Genomic DNA, 20,674 nt, shown 5'->3' with positions numbered 1-20,674 from the left:
ATAGAGGACATCATGGAACAGTTCGCAACAGAAGAACAACAAGTAGAAGCGATTAAGCGTTTTTGGAAAGAGCACGGTACAGCTATTATCGTTGGCGCTGCGCTAGGTTTAGGCGGCCTATGGGGCTGGAGAGCGTATTCTGAAGCGCAAATTGAAAATAAAGAAGCTGCATCGGTTGCCTATCAAAATGCGGTAGAAACATTTGGCACCGAAGGAAGTGACGCGAAAGTTAAGGCCTTCATCGAAGAAAATAAAGATAGCGGGTATGCGAGTATTGCCAGCCTTCTTGCGGCTAAGCAAGCGGTAGATGCAGGCGATTTAGATGCTGCTGCTTCGCACCTAAATAGCGTTGTTACCTTTGCTGAAAACGATGAAATGAAGGTGCTAGCGTCGCTTCGTTTATCTCGGGTGCAAATTGAAATGAACCAACTTGATGCGGCGTTGTCTACGCTTAGCAATGTTACTAACGACGCATTTACAGCAGAGGTTTCTGAACTAAAAGGCGATGTGTATCAAAAACAAGGCAAGTTTGACGATGCTCGTTTAGCTTATTCAAATGCGTTAGAAAAAAATGCCAACAATCCGCTTTTACAAATGAAGTTAGATAACCTGTCGGTTTCTTCTGCACAGTAAGCGATGCCCACTGGGCTGGTGTAAATAATAAAGAGGTACGCAATTTGTTTCACAACACGTGTGGCCGTAAAGGTCGATTTGCTCGCACGATAGGTATGGCACTAGCAGTGTCTATCACAATGTCTGGCTGCTCTACGATTTCAGACTGGTTTGCAGATGAAGAAGAACTGGAAATTCGTCGTTTAAAGCCGATTGAAGCTAAGTTTACTCCTGAATTAGTGTGGGACCGTGATATTGGTGATGGTGTAGACCATTACTTCTCACGTCTGCGCCCTGTATACGCTTATGACAAGCTTTTTGCTGCTGATCGTCATGGCACTGTTGTCGCGATGGAGCCTGATACAGGAAAGGTGTTGTGGGAAAAAGACTTCGCACAGTTTCGTTCTGAAGGCATGATGAGTTCAATCACTAAGCTATGGCAAAGTGGTGAAACAGCCCGTATTGGCGGTATTTCTGTTGCAGATAGACATGTATTCATCGGTACTGAAAATGGCTATGTAGCGGCAATGGACGCAGAAACAGGTGAGCTTGTGTGGGAAGCGACGGTACCTGGAGAAATTCTTGCAGCCCCAGACTGCTGATGAAGGGATCCTTGTAGTCAACACAGGCGCTGGAAGTTTGTTTGGCTTTAATACCAGAACCGGCGAGCAAATGTGGAGACACGAAGGCGATACGCCCCCATTAACGCTTCGAGGTATCTCAGGCCCCATTGCTTCAAACGGCGGCGCTATCGTGGGTACCCCGACCGGTAAAATTCAAGTTAACCTTATTGAAACTGGTGTGCTTGCTTGGGAAACAGTCATTGGAACGCCTTCTGGCGCGACAGAACTTGAACGTATTGTCGATATTGATACTACCCCAGTACTTTATGGCGGGACTATTTACACCGTTTCTTATAACGGCACATTGGCCGCTGTAGAGCTTCGTTCAGGTCGCGTTATTTGGAAGCGTGAATATGCATCATTCCGCAACCTGAATATCGATGGCAACCGTATTTTTGTTGTAGATAACAACTCTAACGTTTATGCCCTTGATAGACGAAATGGCGTAGAGCTATGGTCTCAAGGCTTGCTTAAACAGCGTTCGCTAACTGCAGCGACCCCGGTGGGCGAGCATATTGTAGTAGGTGATAATTGGGGCTTCTTACATTGGATAGAACAAGAATCTGGTGAAGTGGTGGCTCGACTAGATGTGGGGGGCGACGACGAAGACGACGCTATTTTCGCAGCGCCGCTGAATGTTGACGGTAATATTATTGCTGTAACTAGAAATGGTGAAGTAGTCTCGGTACGCGCGCCAAACTAGTACTCCATAATTTAATGCATCCTTTTAAGGGCGTTTTGGGTGTGACCTAAAACGCCCTTTTTATTTACTATTCTATTCATAGTTTGCCGTAGTTTGGCATGAATATCTTTACCTCGATGTAGAACCACTATACCTGCGGTAACACGCCGCGATTACGAACATTTTAATTCTCGCTGAGTGGGCAATTATCTATGCGGATTGGTATTAGGTAGTGAACAAGGTATAATGCGCCCATTCTTAAAAGCCTCATCACAAATTCTTAATCGTTAGAGCATAAACTTCCCAAACGTTGCTTGATTACATGGTGGATGTGGCTTGTGCTTTTTTAGCTTTCATGACCCTTAGGATCTGATAAATGTTACCCGTTGTTGCTTTGGTTGGCCGCCCTAATGTTGGCAAATCAACCTTGTTTAATCGCCTTACTAATACCCGTGATGCACTTGTTGCAGACTACCCTGGGTTAACTCGCGACCGTAAATACGGCCAAGCGAAGTTTGAAAAGCGCCAGTTCATTGTTGTTGATACCGGCGGTATTACAGGTGATGAAGAAGGTATTGATGCTGAAATGGCACAGCAGTCTTTACTCGCTATTGAAGAGGCTGATGTGGTGCTTTTTTTAGTCGATGCAAGAGCAGGTATGTTACCGGCTGACCAAGGCATTGCTGACCACCTAAGACGTATAAACAAAAAAGTGTTTGTTGTAGCGAACAAAGTTGACGGTATCGACGGCGATAGTGAAAGCGCAGAATTTTACTCTTTAGGTTTAGGCGAGATAAAGCAAATTGCAGCGGCCCATGGCCGTGGCGTTAGCCAGTTACTACAGGACGCGCTGAAGCCACTGGAAGCAGATTTTCCAGACATGGAAATCGTCGACGAAGAGCCAGAGGAAGAAGAAGATGCCGAAGCTCAGCGTCAGCGTTTACAAGAGTTGCCTATTAAGCTAGCTATTGTAGGAAAGCCAAACGTAGGTAAATCAACACTAACAAACCGCATCTTAGGTGAAGAGCGGGTTGTTGTTTATGATATGCCGGGTACAACCCGTGATAGCGTTTATATCCCTATGGAAAGGGACGAGCGTGAATACATTCTTATAGACACCGCAGGTGTAAGAAAGCGCAGAAAGATCAGTGAAGCCGTAGAGAAGTTCTCTATTGTAAAAACCCTTCAAGCAATTGAAGAAGCAAACGTGGTGTTATTAGTTATCGATGCCAGAGAAGGTATTACTGATCAAGATTTAAGCTTACTCGGTTTTGTTTTAAACTCAGGGCGCTCGCTAGTTGTTGCTGTAAATAAGTGGGATGGGCTGAGCACTGATGTGAAAGACGACATAAAGCGTGAAATGGATCGTCGCTTGGGCTTTGTCGACTTTGCCCGTATTCATTTTATTTCGGCGCTTCACGGCTCCGGTGTGGGGAACCTGTTCGAATCAGTGCAAGAAGCTTATATGAGTGCGACCAAACGTATTAACACAGCATTGCTTACTCAAATCATGGAAATGGCACAGGACGATCATCAGCCACCGCTTGTTCGCGGTCGTCGGGTGAAAATGAAGTATGCTCACGCAGGTGGCTATAACCCGCCCGTTATTGTCATTCACGGCAATCAGGTTGACGATCTTCCGAGTTCGTACAAACGCTTCTTGATGAACTATTTCAGAAGAGCGCTAGAGATTATGGGCACGCCTATCAAGATTGAATTCAGAGAGGGTAGTAACCCGTTTGAGGGTAAAAAAGCTAATCTGACCTTGGCGCAGCAGCGCAAACGTCGCCGTATGATGTCTTACTACAAAGACAAAAAGTAAACCTCACAAGCACCTCTAAAAATTTAGGCGCTATTTCTCGTTCAATTGAAATAGCGTCTTAATTCTCTCTTCCTCTCCCTTCAGCTAAGTCATAATTACAATTTAGTTGTAGACTTTACGCTGTCCTTTACTATTCAACGTCCCACTTCTTCTCTCATAACAACGCTTCGCCCCTTTAAAAACGAAGTTTTCTTTCGTTGGTAGGTGTTGGAGTCATTTTTGCAATCATTTGCAATTCGATTTAGGGAAAACGCACTGTAATTAATTGTATTTGGACGTCATTTTGTCAGTAGAAAAGTTATTTAAAAGCACCGCACCACTTCAAAAAAATCAAATATACAACTGGTTTGACAGATACAAACCTAAGGAACAGCAAAAAGTCTATATCCTTAATAGTGAAATAGAAAAAAGACCAAAACGGAATTTATCGTTTACTAAACGTAACAGAGTGAAAAAAGCCTAGCGCTGACCTTCCAAAAGCAGGGTTCGAACCTTTTTCATCATTTCAGACTCTCGCGGTACTTCAACCTTAACGATGAGCTGATTGACGATAGTGTCTGAGAAATCAGGAGGGAAGGTGGTAGACACTTTAACTATCTTGTCTTGTTGTCTGAATACATAGGTAGTTGCGAAGATTGTTGGTGATGTTTCTGAATTTGCACTTAAACCCAGTCTCCAGCCAGAAAGCTTATCGTTTACTGCATAAGGAGAAGCTGGACTGACTTCAGATAGAATTAAGTGCTGTAATTCTGCTGTAGCCGATGCTTTCTTTAAGTCGCTTTCTAATTCCTGTGGCAATAGCTCGCTTTCCTCTGAAGAAAGCTGCGCCAAAAATGGGTAGACGGTCACGTCGACCAAAGCGTCTTCGAAGTTTGGGTGTATATAACGAGTAATTGCACCGCTAAATGGGTCTGAAAAAAGCTGTGTGTCTAGTTTAGTAAAGTCACCGACGGTTTCCGGAACTTGCATCGCCGAACTATAATTACTTGCTTCAAGGGCATCAAACAAGAACTCGCTGGTAAATATTTGTTTATGCTTTACGTGTTCAAGCCAGCGAGATACCAGTAAACGTGCAACATTTTCGGTGCTTTGCTTTTCAATAACATTGCTATCACTGGTTTCTATACCGCTATCAAACGCTGAAGAATCAATTTCAATGCCCCGCCACTGTAGAGTAAATTCCGCGAATTGTTTCGCATTTTGTTTGTGCAAACCCAGCGCAGCACCGACGTTAGCGATAAGCAGTTCGTAGTCATTCCCCTCAGCGTAGGGTAAGAGGTTGTCAAATTTTCTGGTTTCACTGAGCTCTTTGATAAAATTCTCTGGAGAAATAGCATCTTCTTGGCATAAAGTGCTGTCGCTTACGAAATTAGGTCTGAGGCTATTTGTTTCTCGCTGTTCATTGCAGGTTTCAAGTAAATCTTCGCTTGGGTAGGTAGAGAAAACAGCAACGCCTTGGTTTACTGAAGCTGCCCAAGCGTGATTAGAAAAATAAACTGCTATAAACAAGCAAAGAGGCAGCGTAGATACTGGCTTAGCAACGCCCTGAAATAGTTTGCAAAACAACACACGAGCCCGCAGCTGAAAAGCGTAAAATGAAAAGATTTTTGCACTAACGGGCATAATATTAAAAGCCGCCTATTGCCGCTGAATGTTCGTCACTGTACTGGTTATTTCACCGTCAGTCACTCGTGTTTTTATCTCATCACCTATTTCAACTTTTTCCACGCTATTTATCGCTGCTTTTTCGGTAAGCGTAATGCTGTAACCACGGGCTAGTGTTGAAAGAGGACTTACGGATTGTAAGAGGCCCACTTTACTGCCAAGTTCACTTTTCTTGCTTTTTATAAGTGCATTCATTCCTGAGATGAGCTTGGTATTCGCGTAGTTAAGTTTATCTTTTGCACGCGCTACACTTGCCGATGGTGATTGATGGCTTAATCTAGACGCTAGCGTATGCAGTTGCTTTTCTGCTTTTGCCAAATCACTTTGCATTTTATGTGTCAACCGAAGCTGAAGCCGGTCTAACGTTTGCCACTGCGACTGTATACGGCTCTGTGGGTGCAAAGCGTTTAACCGCTGTTTCTTAAAAACGAGTTGCTGTTTGCTAGCTTGAAGATATTGATGTATTGCGCGTGCTAAGCGTTGTTTTTGCTGACGCAAGGTTTGATTAAGAGCTGTCGAGTCTTGGCTTAAGATCTCGGCTGCAGCAGAAGGGGTGGGGGCACGCACATCCGCTACAAAGTCACTAATGGTAAAATCTACTTCGTGCCCTACGGCGCTAACAATGGGTAGGGAACTGGCGGCAATTTCTCTTGCTAGGCTTTCGTCATTAAAACACCACAAGTCTTCTAATGAACCACCGCCTCGTGTAAGCAAAAGTACATCGACTTCGGCCCGTCTGTTAGCCGTTCTCAGTGCGTTTATAAGCTGTAGTGGTGCAGTTTCACCCTGAACCATTGATGGGTAAACAACGACTTCGGTTTGTGGGCTTCTTCGTTTTAAAACACTCAATACATCGTGAAGCGCAGCGCCACTTGATGAAGTTATTACACCGATGCGGTTAATACGCTCAGGTAACGGGCGCTTATTAGCCGTATCGAACAAGCCTTCATTATTAAGTTTGAACTTTAAAGCTTCAAACGCTTGCTTAAGCGCACCTTCACCGTCGCTTTCCATGTGCTCAACAACAAGTTGATAGTCGCCGCGTGCTTCATAAAGGCCTACTGATGCGCGCACTAATATTTTATCGCCTTCTTTAGGACGAATACGAACGTTGCGATTTGCGCCTTTAAACATAGCCGCGCGCACTTGGGCTTTGTTGTCCTTTAGCGTGAAATACCAATGTCCTGATGCTGCCGCAACGAAATTAGATATTTCAGCAGACAGCCAGATAAGGCCAATTTCACCTTCCAATACGGTTCTGGCTAAGCGATTTAGCTTGGTAACTGTTAAAATTTGTCGAGACGTAGATGGCGAATTTGTAAACATAAAAAAAATCACTAGGTTTAATACATTTAGAGTTTACCTGAAAACTAAAAAACACTACAATTGCGCCGCAATTAACCCTCAACTGAATAGGTGTTGTTGCATGCTACGTATCATCCAAGAAGCCCTGACGTTCGACGATGTGTTGCTGGTTCCCGGCCACTCGACCGTCCTCCCTCATACAGCCAACTTACAAACACGCCTTACGCGTGGCGTAACGTTAAATATTCCAATGGTGTCAGCTGCCATGGACACGGTTTCTGAAGCCCGTCTAGCTATTGCGCTAGCCCAAGAAGGTGGTATTGGTTTCATTCACAAAAATATGAAGCCTGAAGAGCAAGCTAAACACGTACGTGAAGTTAAGAAATACGAAAGTGGCGTAGTATCTGACCCTGTAACGGTAGACAAAGACGCAACTATTGGTGACGTTATTTCACTTTCTAAACGCCTTGGCTACTCTGGTTTCCCTGTAACGGATAAAGACAATAATCTTATTGGTATTGTGACAGGTCGTGATCTTCGCTTCGAAAAGCGCCTAGAGCTACCTATTAGCAACGTGATGACCGGTAAGGATGATCTGGTTACCGTTAAAGAAGGCGCAAGTTCTGATGTTGTGCTAGACCTTATGCACGAACACCGCATTGAAAAAATTCTCGTAGTGGACGATGCGTTCAAACTTACTGGTCTTATCACCGTTAAAGACTTCCAAAAAGCAGAAAACAAGCCTAATGCGTGTAAAGACTCGCTTGGTCGTCTTCGCGTTGGTGCTGCCGTTAGCGTTGGTGCAGGCACTGATGAGCGTATCGCATTACTTGTTGATGCAGGTGTAGATGTTCTGCTAATTGACACTTCTCACGGTCATTCGCAAGGCGTTATTGATCGCGTTAAGAAAGTACGCGCCGATTATCCTGATGTACAAATTATTGCAGGTAACGTTGCAACAGGCGATGGTGCAAGAGCACTAGCTGATGCGGGCGTAGATGCAGTTAAAGTAGGCATTGGCCCTGGTTCTATTTGTACTACTCGTATTGTAACCGGTTGTGGTGTACCTCAAATTACTGCGGTATCTGACGCAGTAGAAGCATTAAAAGATACAGATATCCCTGTTATTGCTGACGGCGGTATTCGTTTTTCTGGTGACATTGCTAAGGCGTTGGCCGCTGGCGCAAGCTGCGTAATGGTTGGCAGCATGCTAGCGGGTACTGAAGAAGCGCCAGGGGAAGTTGAGCTTTTCCAAGGCCGTTACTACAAGTCATATCGCGGCATGGGTTCGCTAGGCGCTATGGATCAAAGTCATGGTTCATCAGACCGTTACTTCCAAGACTCTGACAACGCGGAAAAACTAGTACCAGAGGGTATTGAAGGTCGCGTAGCGTATAAAGGTCCTATTGCGAATATTATACACCAGCAAATGGGCGGTCTTCGCTCGGCAATGGGCTTAACAGGCTGTGCTACCATCGAAGAGATGAATACCAAAGCACAATTTGTGCGCGTAACTTCAGCCGGAATGGGTGAGAGCCACGTACACGATGTAAGCATTACCAAAGAAGCGCCAAACTACCGTTTAGGTTAAGGCGACCGACGACTGCGAGGCTGGTAATACACCAGCCTTTGTTCTTTTATTTAACGGGTAAAAATAAAACATGACCACAAATATCCACGACCAACGCATACTTATTTTGGATTTTGGCTCGCAATACACGCAGTTGATAGCACGTCGTGTTCGCGAAATCGGCGTTTACTGCGAGCTTTGGGCTTGGGATGTGACCGAAGAGCAAATCCGCGAATTTAACCCTCAAGGGATTATCTTGTCTGGCGGCCCAGAGTCAGTGACCGAAGAAGGCTCGCCACGCGCACCTGAGTATGTGTTTGAAGCCGGCGTGCCCGTGTTAGGCGTGTGCTATGGCATGCAAACAATGGCGCACCAGTTGGGCGGTGGCGTACTGGGCTCAGATAAGCGTGAATTTGGTTATGCACAGGTAGAAGTGATTAAACCAAGCCCTCTGCTAGATAAAATTGAAGATGCCATTGGTGATAATGGTGCGGCGCTTCTTGATGTGTGGATGAGCCATGGCGATAAAGTAGCAGCTATTCCTGAAGGCTTTGAAACCATTGCGCAAACCGCTTCATGCCCACATGCGGCAATGTATAACGAAGAAAAGCAATTCTACGGTGTACAATTCCACCCAGAAGTGACTCACACGCGCCAAGGTATGCGTTTACTTACGCATTTTGTAATGGATATCTGTAAGTGTGAAAAGCTTTGGACGGCTGGCGCGATTATCGACGACGCTATTGAACGTATTAAAGAAAAAGTAGGTGATGAGCGCGTCATTTTAGGTTTATCGGGCGGTGTAGACTCTTCAGTAACGGCGATGTTGCTTCACCGTGCTATTGGCAAAAATCTTACCTGTGTATTTGTAGATAACGGATTACTGCGCCTGAATGAAGCAGATCAGGTTATGGAAATGTTTGGTGACCACTTTGGTTTAAACATTATCCGTGTCGATGCTGAAGGCCGTTTCCTTGACCGCTTGAAAGGCATTGAAGACCCTGAGCTTAAGCGTAAAGCTATCGGTAATGAATTTGTTCGTGTATTTGATGAAGAGGCGAGCAAGCTCGAGAACGCTAAATGGCTAGCACAGGGTACTATCTACCCAGACGTGATTGAATCAGCGGGTTCAGCAACCGGTAAGGCGCACGTAATTAAGTCGCACCACAACGTGGGCGGTCTTCCTGAAGATATGGAACTGGGTCTTGTTGAGCCACTGCGTGAACTATTTAAAGATGAAGTCCGCAAAATCGGCCTAGAACTAGGTTTACCGTACGACATGCTTTATCGTCACCCGTTCCCTGGACCGGGTCTAGGTGTTCGTGTACTTGGTGAAATTAAGAAAGAATATTGCGACTTACTACGTCGTGCTGATGCTATTTTTATTGAAGAGCTATATGCAGCTGATTTGTACCAAAAAGTAAGCCAAGCGTTTACCGTATTTCTTCCAGTGCGCTCGGTTGGCGTAATGGGTGATGCGCGTAAATACGACTGGGTAGTAAGCCTTCGTGCAGTAGAGACCATCGACTTTATGACAGCTCACTGGGCACACTTGCCATACGACTTCTTAGGCAAAGTGTCGAACCGCATTATCAATGAAATCGACGGTATTAGCCGAGTAGTTTACGATATTTCCGGTAAACCGCCTGCTACGATTGAGTGGGAGTAGTATCTAAATCGTATACTTTTCAAAATCTAATACTATGCCAGTCAGCGTCGTTGACTGGCATTTTTGTATTAGTGTCAAAGAAATTTACACGGCTGTTCAAATTTTAATCTAAAGCTGGGTAAGTATATGTTTTATCGTGTAAAAAAAGATTAGGTATGTATTATGCTATCGCTTGATTGACAGTTGGTTCGTTTTCGCTTTATGGCAAAACAGTATCAACCCACTGCTCGTAATCTACTATTTCATGGAGAAAATATATGAAAAATAATTCAGGAAGTATTTATCGAAGCAGTAGCGCAATTATCGCCTTTTTTATCATTTTTTTTGCAAACTACGCTCAGGCTGCATTATCGCCTTTTCAAAGTTTTGTGGGAAATGTAGGCTTGTCTACTGACGGATTTGGGTCTACCACTGAGTCTGGAATAATCTCAGCATCTGTACCATCTGGTTCAACAGTTCTCGCAGCTTATTTATACTCAGCGACCAACACCTCCTCAGCAATACCTACAGTTCAATTAGATGGGACTTCAGTAACGTTCGGACCTGCAGTACCAAATGCGACAGCGTGCTGTAATTTAAGGTCTTATCGCTCAGATGTAACAAGCATAGTAAAAAGCACAATAGAATCAGGGCCTGGCGGAATATATGATTTTTCAGTCTCTGAGAGTGGTTTACTTACAAATCAGATAGACGGCGAAGCACTAGTTATCGTTTATGAAAACGCTGCGCTCCCAAATGCTTCGGTTGGATTGTTAGATGGGTTTGCAAGTGTAACTGGTGATAGTACATCTATAAATTTCGCTAGTCCGTTAGCACCAACCAGTGCAGGTTTTTTTGCAGAAATGTCTCTTGGTATATCATTTAGCTGTTGCAGTCAGCGCTCAACGGTAAACGTCAATGGACAGCTATTAACAGCAAATGCTGGAAACAACGACGACTCGGCGGACGCATCATTGTCAAATGGCAACCTTATAACCGTGGGAGGGTTCGAGGACTCGATTTTTAGTGGTAATCCTAGCTATTCAGATGACTCAGAATACTACGACCTTACTACTTTTATTAATGATGGGGATACAAGTATTGTTGTTGATACTGTAAACGCTTCTCAGGATGACAATATCTTTTTTGCTGGATTTTATGTCAGTGGTGAAGCAGGCTTCAATGCTCCTCCTCCAGACAGTACACCAGTTACAGCTCCTCCGGTAATTGCTCTTTTCGGCGTATCTATGTGCATGTTTTTAAGAAGAGGACGCAAAGAAAAATAGCGTAAAAATTTTCGCGTTAAATATTGGTTGAACTGGCTTTTGTCATCTTAAGTCAGTTCATTCTAGGGAGGGATTATGAAACTAAGTTTTGTTTTTTGTTTAGTATTTTTTTTATTTTCAAAAGGGGCAATCGCAGCACCAATTCAGGTGTCGGATCTTGTTTATGATGAACAGAGAAAAGAGTTTGAGCGTTTAAGTAAGCTGCCTCGCTATCGTATGACGCTTGCCCTGTTGGAAAAAGAGAGGTTTGAAGAGGCTTTAACAGCAGCAAAGCGCCTGACATACACAACGCCTCACGATTACTTGTCAAATCTCTTAATTGCGTTAGCTTATGTTGGGACCAATGATTATTTAAAGGTACAAGAATATTTAAAAGATTTACCAACAGACGAAGAAAATATCAAATATTGGCTAACCGAAACGGTGTTTAATGTATATTTCAGCCAACGGCGATATTTTTATGCGCTTCAAACGATTCAGCTTATCGATGAAAGTAAGTTAACGCCGAACACCTTGCACAACCTAGGTTTAATATACATGGGGCAAGGACACATGCTACAAGCAGAGCGTGTTCTATCAAAAGCATTACTTAATGAAGCCTCAAACAGGGATATAGCTGTATCGCTTTCGAGGGCTTTAGTTATTTTAGGTGAGTACGAAAAAGCTAGAAGCGTACTTGAAGCCCTGAAAAAGAATTTTTCTCATGATTCAAAAGTTTTACAGTTATTATCATCTGTTTATATTGCTCTTAATAAAATTGACCATGCTAAAAGAATGTATGCTTCATTACTTGAAGTAAATGAAAACGACTTTTTAGCCAATTTAAACTTAGGTGTAATAGGACAAATTGAGCAAGATAAGCAAGCGTCCATTAGTTACTTCACGAAAGCTATAGCAATTGATTCATCCTCCGCAGATGCATATGTTGGACTAATATTGAATAGTCCTGATAAAAACAGAAAAACACAGCTTTCGCTGATAAAAAGTGAAAACGTAAAGCAAGACCCTATTTTTAACCTGTTGAGGCTGGCACTTTCACACAATTCCGAGGCTCCTTTTATTTCATCGGCTGCGACCTACTTTCCCGACTTGCCCTATGCAAAAGAAAATTTATCTGGTCTTTTGTCTTTAGATTTAGTCGAAATAAGCATGCTTTATAGGCTTGGTTACTACGATCAAGTTATAAAGCAAGTAGAAAGCTCTCCAGGCAAACTTTCGAGCTTACAGCAATTGGTTTATGCAAGAAGCTTTATAAAAAAAGGTCGAGATGATTCTGCCAAATTGATTTATGAAAACATTATTAATGCAGGTGATGATATAGCAATATCAGCAAAAATAGAGCTTGCTGAGATAGCTTATCGAGAAAATGATTTTCAAAGTGCGAAAAGCCAATATGAGCGCTTAGTTGCACACGATAACGTGCGAGTGGACTGGAAACTTCAACTATCAAATATATATTTGAAGCTGGATAAAATTGAACAAGCATTGGATGTGTTAAATGAGGCTTATAGCCTGAGTTCAGATGTTTTGATTTTAAATCAGCTCTCAGCGATTCATTCGGAGTTTTTGAACAAGCACGACAAAGCTATCGATTTAGCAATGGAAGAGAGGGATAATTTTGATAAATACCCTATATTGTTAGATACCCTTGGGTGGGCACATTACAAAAAAGGCGAGATAGAAAGTGCTTTAAAATATTATAGCCTTCTTTTGAAGAAAACGGGAAATAAGCATACTGCCCCTACATTTTATAGAATGGGTCTCGTTTATAGAGACGCTGGGGCGAGGGGAGCCGAGACTCTTTTTGAGTTGGCGTTGAATGAAGGAAAGCATTTCAAAGGCATCAGTAAAGCGAAGGCTCACCTAGGGCTAAACGAAAAAGAAATTAGTTATTAGTTGTGGTATTAATGTTGTAACTACCGTATGTATTATCATACTTAAAACGTAACTTTATCGTAATAAAAATATCATCTAATGGCGGCGTCCTCCTTCAACTTATACTAAAGGTTAAGCCGTGTTCAATTACACAAGCATCAGTCGTTTGGTGATGACGCCCGTTCTCGCCAGTCTTTTCATTCTTGTATTACTCAATGGTGCTTCAATTCTAAAGTCATTTTCTTTGCTTAGCGCATTTGATGAGCTAGAGAATACGCTGGTTCAAGCTGAGCGAGACGTCAATACAACGCTTAGTACGTTCAAAACACAAGTTCAAGAATGGAAGAACGTCTTGCTGCGCGGACACAAAAAAGAAGATAGAGAAAAATACTGGGAACGATTCAAGCAGCGTGAAACTGATATTACTCGGCAGTTCGACCTAATGCTATCAAGTGATGTGGTAAGTGATAGCGTGAAGTCTGATATCAGACAATTTAAAAAAGCGCATGCCGTGATGGCCGAAAAATATCGAGAAGGCTACAACGCATTTGTTAACTCAGGCTTTGACCCTAAAGTTGGCGATAGCTTTGTGCGCGGTATTGATAGGGAGCCCGCTAAACTTTTATCAAGCATTGCATCAGAAATTGCTGCAGATTCTGCCCATGCAATAGCAGAGCTTAAAGCCAATACCCGCACTATGCTTTGGATCATATTATTGGCCGCTATTGCATTGTCTGTACTTTCAGTCGTGTATGTTGTTGCTCGCTTGCGCTCTCAAGTGATCAAACCAACAAAACAGGTTGCTGCGTGCATATCGAACTTGGCCAATAGCCGTTATGACTATGACTTAACATATTCAAGTGACCATGAACTGGGAATGTTGGCTGATTCCGCTCGCGCGTTGCAATACAAGCTGAAAGATTCTGTTGCACAGCTTCAACAGGCAGAGCGAGAAATGGAAAAGGCGTTTGGCACCCTTGGTAATGTTGGCCAATCTATCATGGAGGGCGCCAATGGACAGCGCGATGCGTCGCATTCGCTTGATAGCAGCACTGATAAACTCAAAGAGATTGTGCAAAATTTAGTGGCTATTACTGACCAAGTTGCTGTAGCTACCAATAATTCTGAAAAGAACGTAGCAAGCTGTTACGCCACATTTGAAAGTGCTAATGCAGGCTTTAAACAGCTAGCTAAAACGGTAACGGAATCTAGTAATATTGTGTCAGAACTGCAAAGCCGCAGTACCAATATTCTAAAAGTGGTGAACGTCATTAATGAAATTGCCGATCAAACCAATCTGTTAGCGTTAAATGCAGCAATTGAAGCGGCTAGGGCAGGAGAGCATGGCCGTGGTTTTGCTGTGGTAGCCGACGAGGTTCGAGCACTTGCAGCTAAAACACAGCAGTCGACCAAGGAAATTAACGACATTTTAAGTAGTTTTGAAGCTGAAGCAAAAGGGGCCGTTGCGGCGATGTCGTCAGGCAAGCAGCTGTCAGACACAAACGCAGCAGAAGCAGCTACGGCACTCGAAACCCTCAATAATGTGGTGAGAGATATTCAAGAAACCGCGAGCGTAGTTGTTGCGCTAAACGAAGCGGCGGACGAGCAAGAGGCTGTACTTCAGCAAGTAGAAACAATAATTAGCAACGTGGTGACATCATCTGAAAAATACCATCAACTTGCGCAGCGTGACGATATGTCACGTTCAATGAAAAGTATGTCAGAAAACGTTGAAAAGGTGGTTAACAGTTTGACCCGGTAACTGGGCTTTGTCAGTATTAGTATTAGTCCACAAAGATAATAACCTACTCAGCGAGCAATTATCTATTCGGATTGGTATAACGTGAAACATGAATAAAGGAGTGCATAAACAAGTCGCGCTCCTTTTCTTTTTACTGATACCGATTTCATGCTCCCATAAACTAGTACAGATAATAATGACACCACCACTCGTATTTCACCCTATTTATAGCCAATTAGATCTTCCCGAGCGACACCGCTTTCCTATCGAAAAATATGTGGGTATTCGAGATGAACTTGTAAAACGCGGTGTCGATAAAGCGCGCTTTATTACTCCGTCACCTGTCGATTTATCCTTTCTTACGACCTATTACAACTCGGACTATGTCGATGCGCTCACTTCCGGCGCACTAGACAAAAAAGCCATGCGCCGTATAGGCTTTCCTTGGTCACAGCAATTAATTAACCGTACCCGAACAGCCGTTGCTGGCACTTGTTTAACAGCAAGCCTTGCGTTAGAGCATGGCAAAGCCTTGAATTTAACAGGTGGGTATCATCATGCATTTTCGGACTTTGGTTCTGGTTTTTGTCTGTTCAACGATTTGTATTTAGCGGCAAAAACTATGCAGCAAACCCCTTCTATTGAAAATGTACTCATTGTCGACCTAGACGTGCATCAAGGCGATGGTACCGCTAAACTTGCCGAAAACAATCGGGATATATTCACCTTATCCATTCACGGCGAGAAAAACTTTCCGCACAGAAAACAGCGTTCCGATATTGATATAGGGCTCGATAAGGGCACCGAAGACGACGAGTATTTAACCACGCTAGAGCAAGCGCTAACCATGGTAACAAGACAATTTCAACCCGACGCCATCATCTATGACGCCGGCGTTGATGTGCACGTAAACGACGATCTAGGACACTTACATATATCTACTCAAGGTGTTTATGAAAGGGATAAGAAAGTCTTTGCGTTAGCTGAGCGTTTAGGCGTTCCAATCGCTGCGGTCATTGGTGGAGGGTATCAAAGGGATATTTCTGCGCTGGTGGATGTGCATATCCAGCTTTATCGTGCTGCGGGTGTAATTGATTAGCTGCGGCGAGTGGCAATTTTAAAAAGCGCGCTCAAACGGGATGTTTGCAGTGCGCGCTTTTTTAAGCATGAGTATCTGTTTTACAAAAAGTGCAGCTGAAAACCAAGGCCAATGCGTTCCTGTGAACGGTTATAGTCGATGAGAGAGTCACCATAGCCGTTGAAGTATTGCAGCAGTAATTCATAGCGATCCGAAATAGGGTAGGTGAAGTCTAGCTGAATGCTGCCTCTGTTTTCGTCAAAATCCAGGTTGTTCCTTAGCAACGCAAGCACTTTGAAAGCCCCAATTTTTCTGCCGTAACCAAATTCCATTCTGCCGTAGTAGTCTTGAATATCTGGATTATCGTCCCCTGTCGGGTCAAGCGGGTCTGCTTTTTCATCTTCAGGAATACGATACCAAGTCTTAAAGTAGTAAATATCGTCGTTGTCACTGAATACTATTGATGCGAAAAGACGATTCCAGCTTCGAGAGCGAAGGCCGCTTTGTCCATTCGACATATGATTAAAACCGACTTGGAAGGTATTAAATTTGTAGCCCAGTACCGAATAATCAGCAGTTTCTTGCCAAAAGACTTCCGGTTCGTAATTGGTTTCGCGGAAGGGCTTCGATGCTTCATTGTTATAAAGCTGCCAGAAAGAGGTTAACGTAAAGCCAAAATACAGTCCGTCGAAGCCAGTATCTTCTAAGTACAGTGGTAGCTTGGCACTTACCTGAAACTTAGCCTCTTTATTGTCTATGTTTTCTTCCGTTAATTCTTCATCACCGAATGTATTAGGGTTAGAAACATAAGTGATAGGAAGTAAATAGTTTTGTCTGTGCTGGGTAATAGCAAAAACATTGTCTAGCGCTTCTTTATCACCTTCTAAGCGATTATCGAGCGCACTCTCTGTAGTGGTATCACGTTTAATGATATTAATCACTTCAATTCCGCTCTCATCTTGCGATGTTTGACCGTTCTCGTCTTCAACAGTGTCAAGTTGTTCACTATTGTCGAGTTCTGAAGTTTGTTCGCTCATCACTTCTTGTGATTGTTGTGCGTACACAGGTGTACAAGCAGCAAACGCTGCCAAAAATACAAAAGGCTTAAACACAGACACCTTTAATTCTCCGTTGCAAGGGGTTGTTATTATGCTTAACTGAAGTCCAGCGTTTGGCCTTCTGAAGATGCAAATACGTGTAAAGTAGACTCTGCCACTGTGACATAGTCATTACAGTGGGTTACAACATCATCTATATCGTCATCAGTGCGTTCTGGATCATGACTATATAACGCTAATTGTTTTACATGACTGGCCATGGCCAGTTTTACTGCTTCCTCTGCAACCGAATGGCCCCAGCCATTTTTTGCCGGCATGTCAGATAGCATGTACTGTGCATCATGAATAAGAAGGTCTGCACCCTGTGCAAATTTAGCAAAATCAATGAAATCTGTTTCTTTTTTGTAAGGAGGGTAGAGCTCGTTATCGGTGATGTAAGCGATCTTAGCACCGTCAGCCTCAATGCAGTAGGCGCTTCCGCTGCCAGGATGATTCATGGCCAAGCGAGTAATAGTCGCACTTTCAATGGTAAATGTATTCTCTGTCGCGGGATACTCAATAAGGCTTATGGAAGACTTTAACGCGCTTTTCGGGACGGGGAATAATGACCCTTCCATTTGCCTTAAAATTTGATCTGGTTCGTTGAGCTGGGTAAGGCCTGGGTAAATGTTTATTTCGCGCGATTCTTGGTAAATGGGCGCAAAAAAGGGAAAACCTTGAATATGGTCCCAATGGTTGTGACTTAACAAAAGGTGAATTGGCGTTGTTTTCTTAATTAACCGATCGCCAAGCAAACGGATACCTGTGCCTGAGTCGAAGATGATATCAGTACCATCCTCGAGCTCAATGTGAACGCATGCGGTGTTGCCACCATAACGAACGTAAGCTGCCCCCGGAGTGGGTATTGACCCTCTTACGCCATAAAAAGTTAACCGCATACGCCCTCATCTACTTATCTAATGGGCAAGTTCAGGTTTTAGAGAGCGGCTACAAAATCTTTTGCTGCGCTGAGATCTAATAACTGTTTCTCGCCAGTACGTCTATTTTTATATTCAACCTGTTGATTATCCAGATTTCTTTCACCAATGACAATGCTGTGAGGTATGCCAATTAATTCCATGTCATTGAACATTACACCCGGGCGCTCTTTCCTGTCGTCAAACAGCACTTCTACGCCAAGGGCAACAAGCTCTTCGTAAAGCGCTTCTGCAGCTTCTTTAATGCGGTGAGACTTGTGCATATTCATAGGTATTAATGCAATTTTAAACGGTGCAATAGGATCTGGCCACTTTATGCCAAATTTATCGTGATTTTGCTCGATAGCTGCAGCAACAATACGTGATACACCAATACCGTAACAGCCCATAGTAAGCGTCTGGTGCTTACCTGATTCACTAAGCACACCGCAATTCATAGCTTCTGAATATTTGCTGCCAAGTTGGAAGATATGACCCACTTCGATACCGCGCTTAATATCAAGTGTGCCTTTACCGTCAGGAGCCGCATCGCCAGCGACGACATTGCGAATATCTACCCCAGAAATATCATCAGACCAATTTACGTTGATATTCATTTTACCGCCAGCGCCAGCGCCTGTTGTAAAATCTGCTAGGGCTGCAGCACTCGCATCCACGTAAGCTGGGATTGGAAGGTTAGTTGCGTCTGCAAAATAGGGTACTACACCAAGCACTTCTTTCGCTTTGTCGAATGACGCTTCAACCAGCGGGGTAGCAACACCTTCAATTTTCTCTGCTTTAATATCATTTAATTCGTGGTCAGCGCGTAGTACTAATGCAACCCAGTTGTCTGCGTGTACTTCTTCGCCTTTGTCATCCGTAGCGTTCGCCGCTTTTACCACAACAACTTTCACGGCATTTGTTATATCGGCATCAATACTCTTTAGTATTTTTTCGAAATCTTTGCCTTTGGCATCTTTAGTTTCTACCGCTGCACCGGTTGCTTGTGCTTTTTCTGGCGCCACAGCGGCGGCCATTTCAACGTTAGCCGCGTAGTCGCTGCCTGATGAGAATGCAATGGCGTCTTCACCAGAGTCAGCTAGCACATGAAACTCATGAGAATGATTTCCACCGATTGAGCCTGAATCAGCAATTACTGCTCTGAAGTCTAGGCCCATACGCGAAAAGATGTTGCAGTAAGCGTTATACATTTTCTGGTAGGTTTCTTCCAAACAGCTTTCTTCTAAGTGAAAGCTATATGCATCTTTCATGGTAAATTCACGACCGCGCATAATACCAAAACGAGGACGAACTTCGTCGCGGAATTTAGTCTGGATTTGATACAGGTTCAGTGGAAGTTGCTTGTAGCTACTAATTTCATTGCGTACAAGAGCTGTAACTACCTCTTCGTGAGTTGGGCCTAATACAAAGTCGCGCTGATGGCGGTCTTTAACACGAAGCAGTTCTGGGCCGTATTCTTCCCAGCGTCCAGACTCTTCCCACAGGTCAGCAGGCTGAACAACGGGCATAAGCACTTCAATTGCGCCTGCTTTGTTCATTTCTTCACGAACAATATTGGCTACTTTATTAAGTACACGAAGACCTGACGGCAGCCACGTGTAAAGACCTGAGGCAAGCTTTCTTATCATACCAGCTCTCAGCATAAGCTGGTGGCTGATAACCTCTGCATCAGCAGGTGTTTCTTTCTGCGTGGCAAGCAAATATTGACTAGTGCGCATGTAAAGCAGGTATCCTGTTTTCAATGTATTAAGACTGTTTGTGTGCTGGCCTTCTGCAATAAGTTGTACGCATTATGTAATTTACGAAATAATTGCTAAATGCGTTAACTAAAGAGTGACCATCACACGTTTGGCGGTATTCTAATTAACTGTGAGCCATTTCGCCACAGACTGTTGACACTAAAAGTGCAATTATCCTAAGTGAACGAACTCAGTAACCCAAATGACATTATTTTTCACTTTAAAACCTACATCAATATCGTACAGGGTAACGCGATAGGTTTTCTCGTCGTTATCCAGTTTTTGTTTATACGCTGGGCGTGGATCTTGCGCCAGTACTGCTGTAACTAAAGCGGTAAAGTCGCTGTACTTTTTGTCTATTTCAGAAAGCGTTGGCTTGAGCGTATCTAAGAACGCTACGTGGCGTTGGGGAATGGGGCTGATTTCGTCAAGCTTATCGCTCGCGTTTGGAACACTATCTGCGTAACCGATGTAGGGTTTAATATCGACAAGTGGCGTACCGTCTACTAAATCAACGCCTTCTACAAGTAAATGCGTTTTGCCGTTATCGTGCACTAGCCCTTTATTTTTAACAACAGACATGCCAATGCTGTTCGGTCGATGAGTGCTGCGAGTCGCTAATACACCCATAGTGGCATTGCCGCCTAGCCGAGGCGCCTTTACTGTATTTTTCCAACCGCGCTCAATATTCTGATGAAAGATAAAAAGCAGCCATAGATGACTATAACTTTCTATCCCCTTTAGCATATGGATATCGTTAAACCCTTCTTCAAAGGCAATTACCCCATGAGCTTTTGCTAAGTTAGGTTGCCTCGGGATGGCAAACTTTTGTTTGAAAGGCGTAGCGATAGTTGCGATTGTCGATACAGTAAATGAAGTTGGGGGAGTCACGGGTCTGCTTTAACCTAATTGAAAATAATTTTTGCTGTCATATTACTCTCATACTTAACAGGTAATGTAACAGTGCAAGTGAAAACTTGAACCAAATACAGC

At 43.6% G+C, this 20,674-nt stretch carries 14 protein-coding genes and 1 pseudogene; 9 read left to right on the top strand and 6 right to left on the bottom strand.

The annotated features are described in order from the left end of the window. Positions 1-12 precede the first annotated feature (12 nt). From ACYX4W_RS16605 to der, 3 genes and pseudogenes are all read left to right on the top strand, one after another. Positions 13-633, top strand: a complete 621-nt coding sequence (locus ACYX4W_RS16605; protein WP_476073887.1) for a YfgM family protein — start codon at positions 13-15, stop codon at positions 631-633. 44 nt (positions 634-677) lie between these two features. Then, positions 678-1,938: pseudogene (gene bamB / locus ACYX4W_RS16600) on the top strand (outer membrane protein assembly factor BamB). Positions 1,939-2,293: 355 nt separating this feature from the next. Further along, a complete protein-coding gene (gene der, locus ACYX4W_RS16595; protein ID WP_474855438.1) occupies positions 2,294-3,739 on the top strand; it encodes a ribosome biogenesis GTPase Der in 1,446 nt (481 codons plus the stop codon). 459 nt (positions 3,740-4,198) lie between these two features. Here the strand turns inward: der and ACYX4W_RS16590 are convergent, their stop codons facing one another. Next, positions 4,199-5,362: a hypothetical protein gene (locus ACYX4W_RS16590; RefSeq protein ID WP_476073886.1), complete on the bottom strand. Its 1,164-nt coding sequence runs from the start codon at positions 5,360-5,362 to the stop codon at positions 4,199-4,201. A gap of 15 nt (positions 5,363-5,377) precedes the next feature. Beyond that, a complete protein-coding gene (xseA, locus tag ACYX4W_RS16585; RefSeq protein ID WP_476073885.1) occupies positions 5,378-6,730 on the bottom strand; it encodes an exodeoxyribonuclease VII large subunit in 1,353 nt (450 codons plus the stop codon). A gap of 100 nt (positions 6,731-6,830) precedes the next feature. Here xseA and guaB point away from each other — a divergent pair, with 100 nt between their 5' ends. From guaB to ACYX4W_RS16555, 6 genes are all read left to right on the top strand, one after another. Further along, positions 6,831-8,300 (top strand): IMP dehydrogenase, encoded by a 1,470-nt coding sequence (gene guaB / locus ACYX4W_RS16580; protein ID WP_474805723.1) that lies wholly within the window; start codon positions 6,831-6,833, stop codon positions 8,298-8,300. A gap of 70 nt (positions 8,301-8,370) precedes the next feature. Then, positions 8,371-9,948, top strand: a complete 1,578-nt coding sequence (guaA, locus tag ACYX4W_RS16575) for a glutamine-hydrolyzing GMP synthase (RefSeq protein WP_476073884.1) — start codon at positions 8,371-8,373, stop codon at positions 9,946-9,948. 257 nt (positions 9,949-10,205) lie between these two features. After that, positions 10,206-11,213, top strand: coding sequence for a hypothetical protein (locus tag ACYX4W_RS16570; RefSeq protein ID WP_476073883.1), 1,008 nt, complete (start codon positions 10,206-10,208; stop codon positions 11,211-11,213). Positions 11,214-11,288: 75 nt separating this feature from the next. Continuing rightward, positions 11,289-13,109 carry a tetratricopeptide repeat protein gene (locus ACYX4W_RS16565; RefSeq protein WP_476073882.1) on the top strand — a complete coding sequence of 607 codons (1,821 nt, stop codon included), beginning with the start codon at positions 11,289-11,291 and terminating at the stop codon, positions 13,107-13,109. Between the two features lie 118 nt (positions 13,110-13,227). Next, positions 13,228-14,850, top strand: a complete 1,623-nt coding sequence (locus ACYX4W_RS16560) for a methyl-accepting chemotaxis protein (protein ID WP_476073881.1) — start codon at positions 13,228-13,230, stop codon at positions 14,848-14,850. 175 nt (positions 14,851-15,025) lie between these two features. Next, positions 15,026-15,928, top strand: a complete 903-nt coding sequence (locus ACYX4W_RS16555; protein ID WP_476073880.1) for a histone deacetylase family protein — start codon at positions 15,026-15,028, stop codon at positions 15,926-15,928. A gap of 80 nt (positions 15,929-16,008) precedes the next feature. Here ACYX4W_RS16555 and ACYX4W_RS16550 read toward each other — a convergent pair whose 3' ends face one another. The 4 genes from ACYX4W_RS16550 to tsaA all read right to left on the bottom strand — a co-directional run bounded on the left by ACYX4W_RS16550 (position 16,009) and on the right by tsaA (position 20,572). Next, positions 16,009-17,025, bottom strand: coding sequence for a phospholipase A (locus ACYX4W_RS16550; RefSeq protein WP_476073879.1), 1,017 nt, complete (start codon positions 17,023-17,025; stop codon positions 16,009-16,011). A gap of 35 nt (positions 17,026-17,060) precedes the next feature. Continuing rightward, positions 17,061-17,903, bottom strand: a complete 843-nt coding sequence (locus ACYX4W_RS16545; RefSeq protein WP_474805734.1) for an MBL fold metallo-hydrolase — start codon at positions 17,901-17,903, stop codon at positions 17,061-17,063. Between the two features lie 38 nt (positions 17,904-17,941). After that, positions 17,942-19,660 carry a proline--tRNA ligase gene (locus ACYX4W_RS16540; protein WP_476073878.1) on the bottom strand — a complete coding sequence of 573 codons (1,719 nt, stop codon included), beginning with the start codon at positions 19,658-19,660 and terminating at the stop codon, positions 17,942-17,944. 192 nt (positions 19,661-19,852) lie between these two features. Continuing rightward, a complete protein-coding gene (gene tsaA, locus ACYX4W_RS16535) occupies positions 19,853-20,572 on the bottom strand; it encodes a tRNA (N6-threonylcarbamoyladenosine(37)-N6)-methyltransferase TrmO (RefSeq protein WP_476073877.1) in 720 nt (239 codons plus the stop codon). Positions 20,573-20,674 lie beyond the last annotated feature (102 nt).

This window comes from Alteromonas sp. ABH4_454, from assembly GCF_056311775.1.
This window is presented reverse-complemented; position numbering and strand designations above follow the sequence as displayed.

What these genes read in the sequence shown, in the direction of transcription:
- ACYX4W_RS16565 (WP_476073882.1), top strand. Translation starts at nt 11,289, where the DNA reads ATGAAACTAAGTTTTGTTTTTTGTTTAGTATTTTTTTTATTTTCAAAA.
- ACYX4W_RS16540 (WP_476073878.1), bottom strand. Translation starts at nt 19,660, where the DNA reads ATGCGCACTAGTCAATATTTGCTTGCCACGCAGAAAGAAACACCTGCT.
- ACYX4W_RS16555 (WP_476073880.1), top strand. Translation starts at nt 15,026, where the DNA reads ATGACACCACCACTCGTATTTCACCCTATTTATAGCCAATTAGATCTT.
- der (WP_474855438.1), top strand. Translation starts at nt 2,294, where the DNA reads ATGTTACCCGTTGTTGCTTTGGTTGGCCGCCCTAATGTTGGCAAATCA.
- guaA (WP_476073884.1), top strand. Translation starts at nt 8,371, where the DNA reads ATGACCACAAATATCCACGACCAACGCATACTTATTTTGGATTTTGGC.
- ACYX4W_RS16570 (WP_476073883.1), top strand. Translation starts at nt 10,206, where the DNA reads ATGAAAAATAATTCAGGAAGTATTTATCGAAGCAGTAGCGCAATTATC.
- xseA (WP_476073885.1), bottom strand. Translation starts at nt 6,730, where the DNA reads ATGTTTACAAATTCGCCATCTACGTCTCGACAAATTTTAACAGTTACC.
- ACYX4W_RS16605 (WP_476073887.1), top strand. Translation starts at nt 13, where the DNA reads ATGGAACAGTTCGCAACAGAAGAACAACAAGTAGAAGCGATTAAGCGT.
- guaB (WP_474805723.1), top strand. Translation starts at nt 6,831, where the DNA reads ATGCTACGTATCATCCAAGAAGCCCTGACGTTCGACGATGTGTTGCTG.
- ACYX4W_RS16545 (WP_474805734.1), bottom strand. Translation starts at nt 17,903, where the DNA reads ATGCGGTTAACTTTTTATGGCGTAAGAGGGTCAATACCCACTCCGGGG.
- ACYX4W_RS16590 (WP_476073886.1), bottom strand. Translation starts at nt 5,362, where the DNA reads ATGCCCGTTAGTGCAAAAATCTTTTCATTTTACGCTTTTCAGCTGCGG.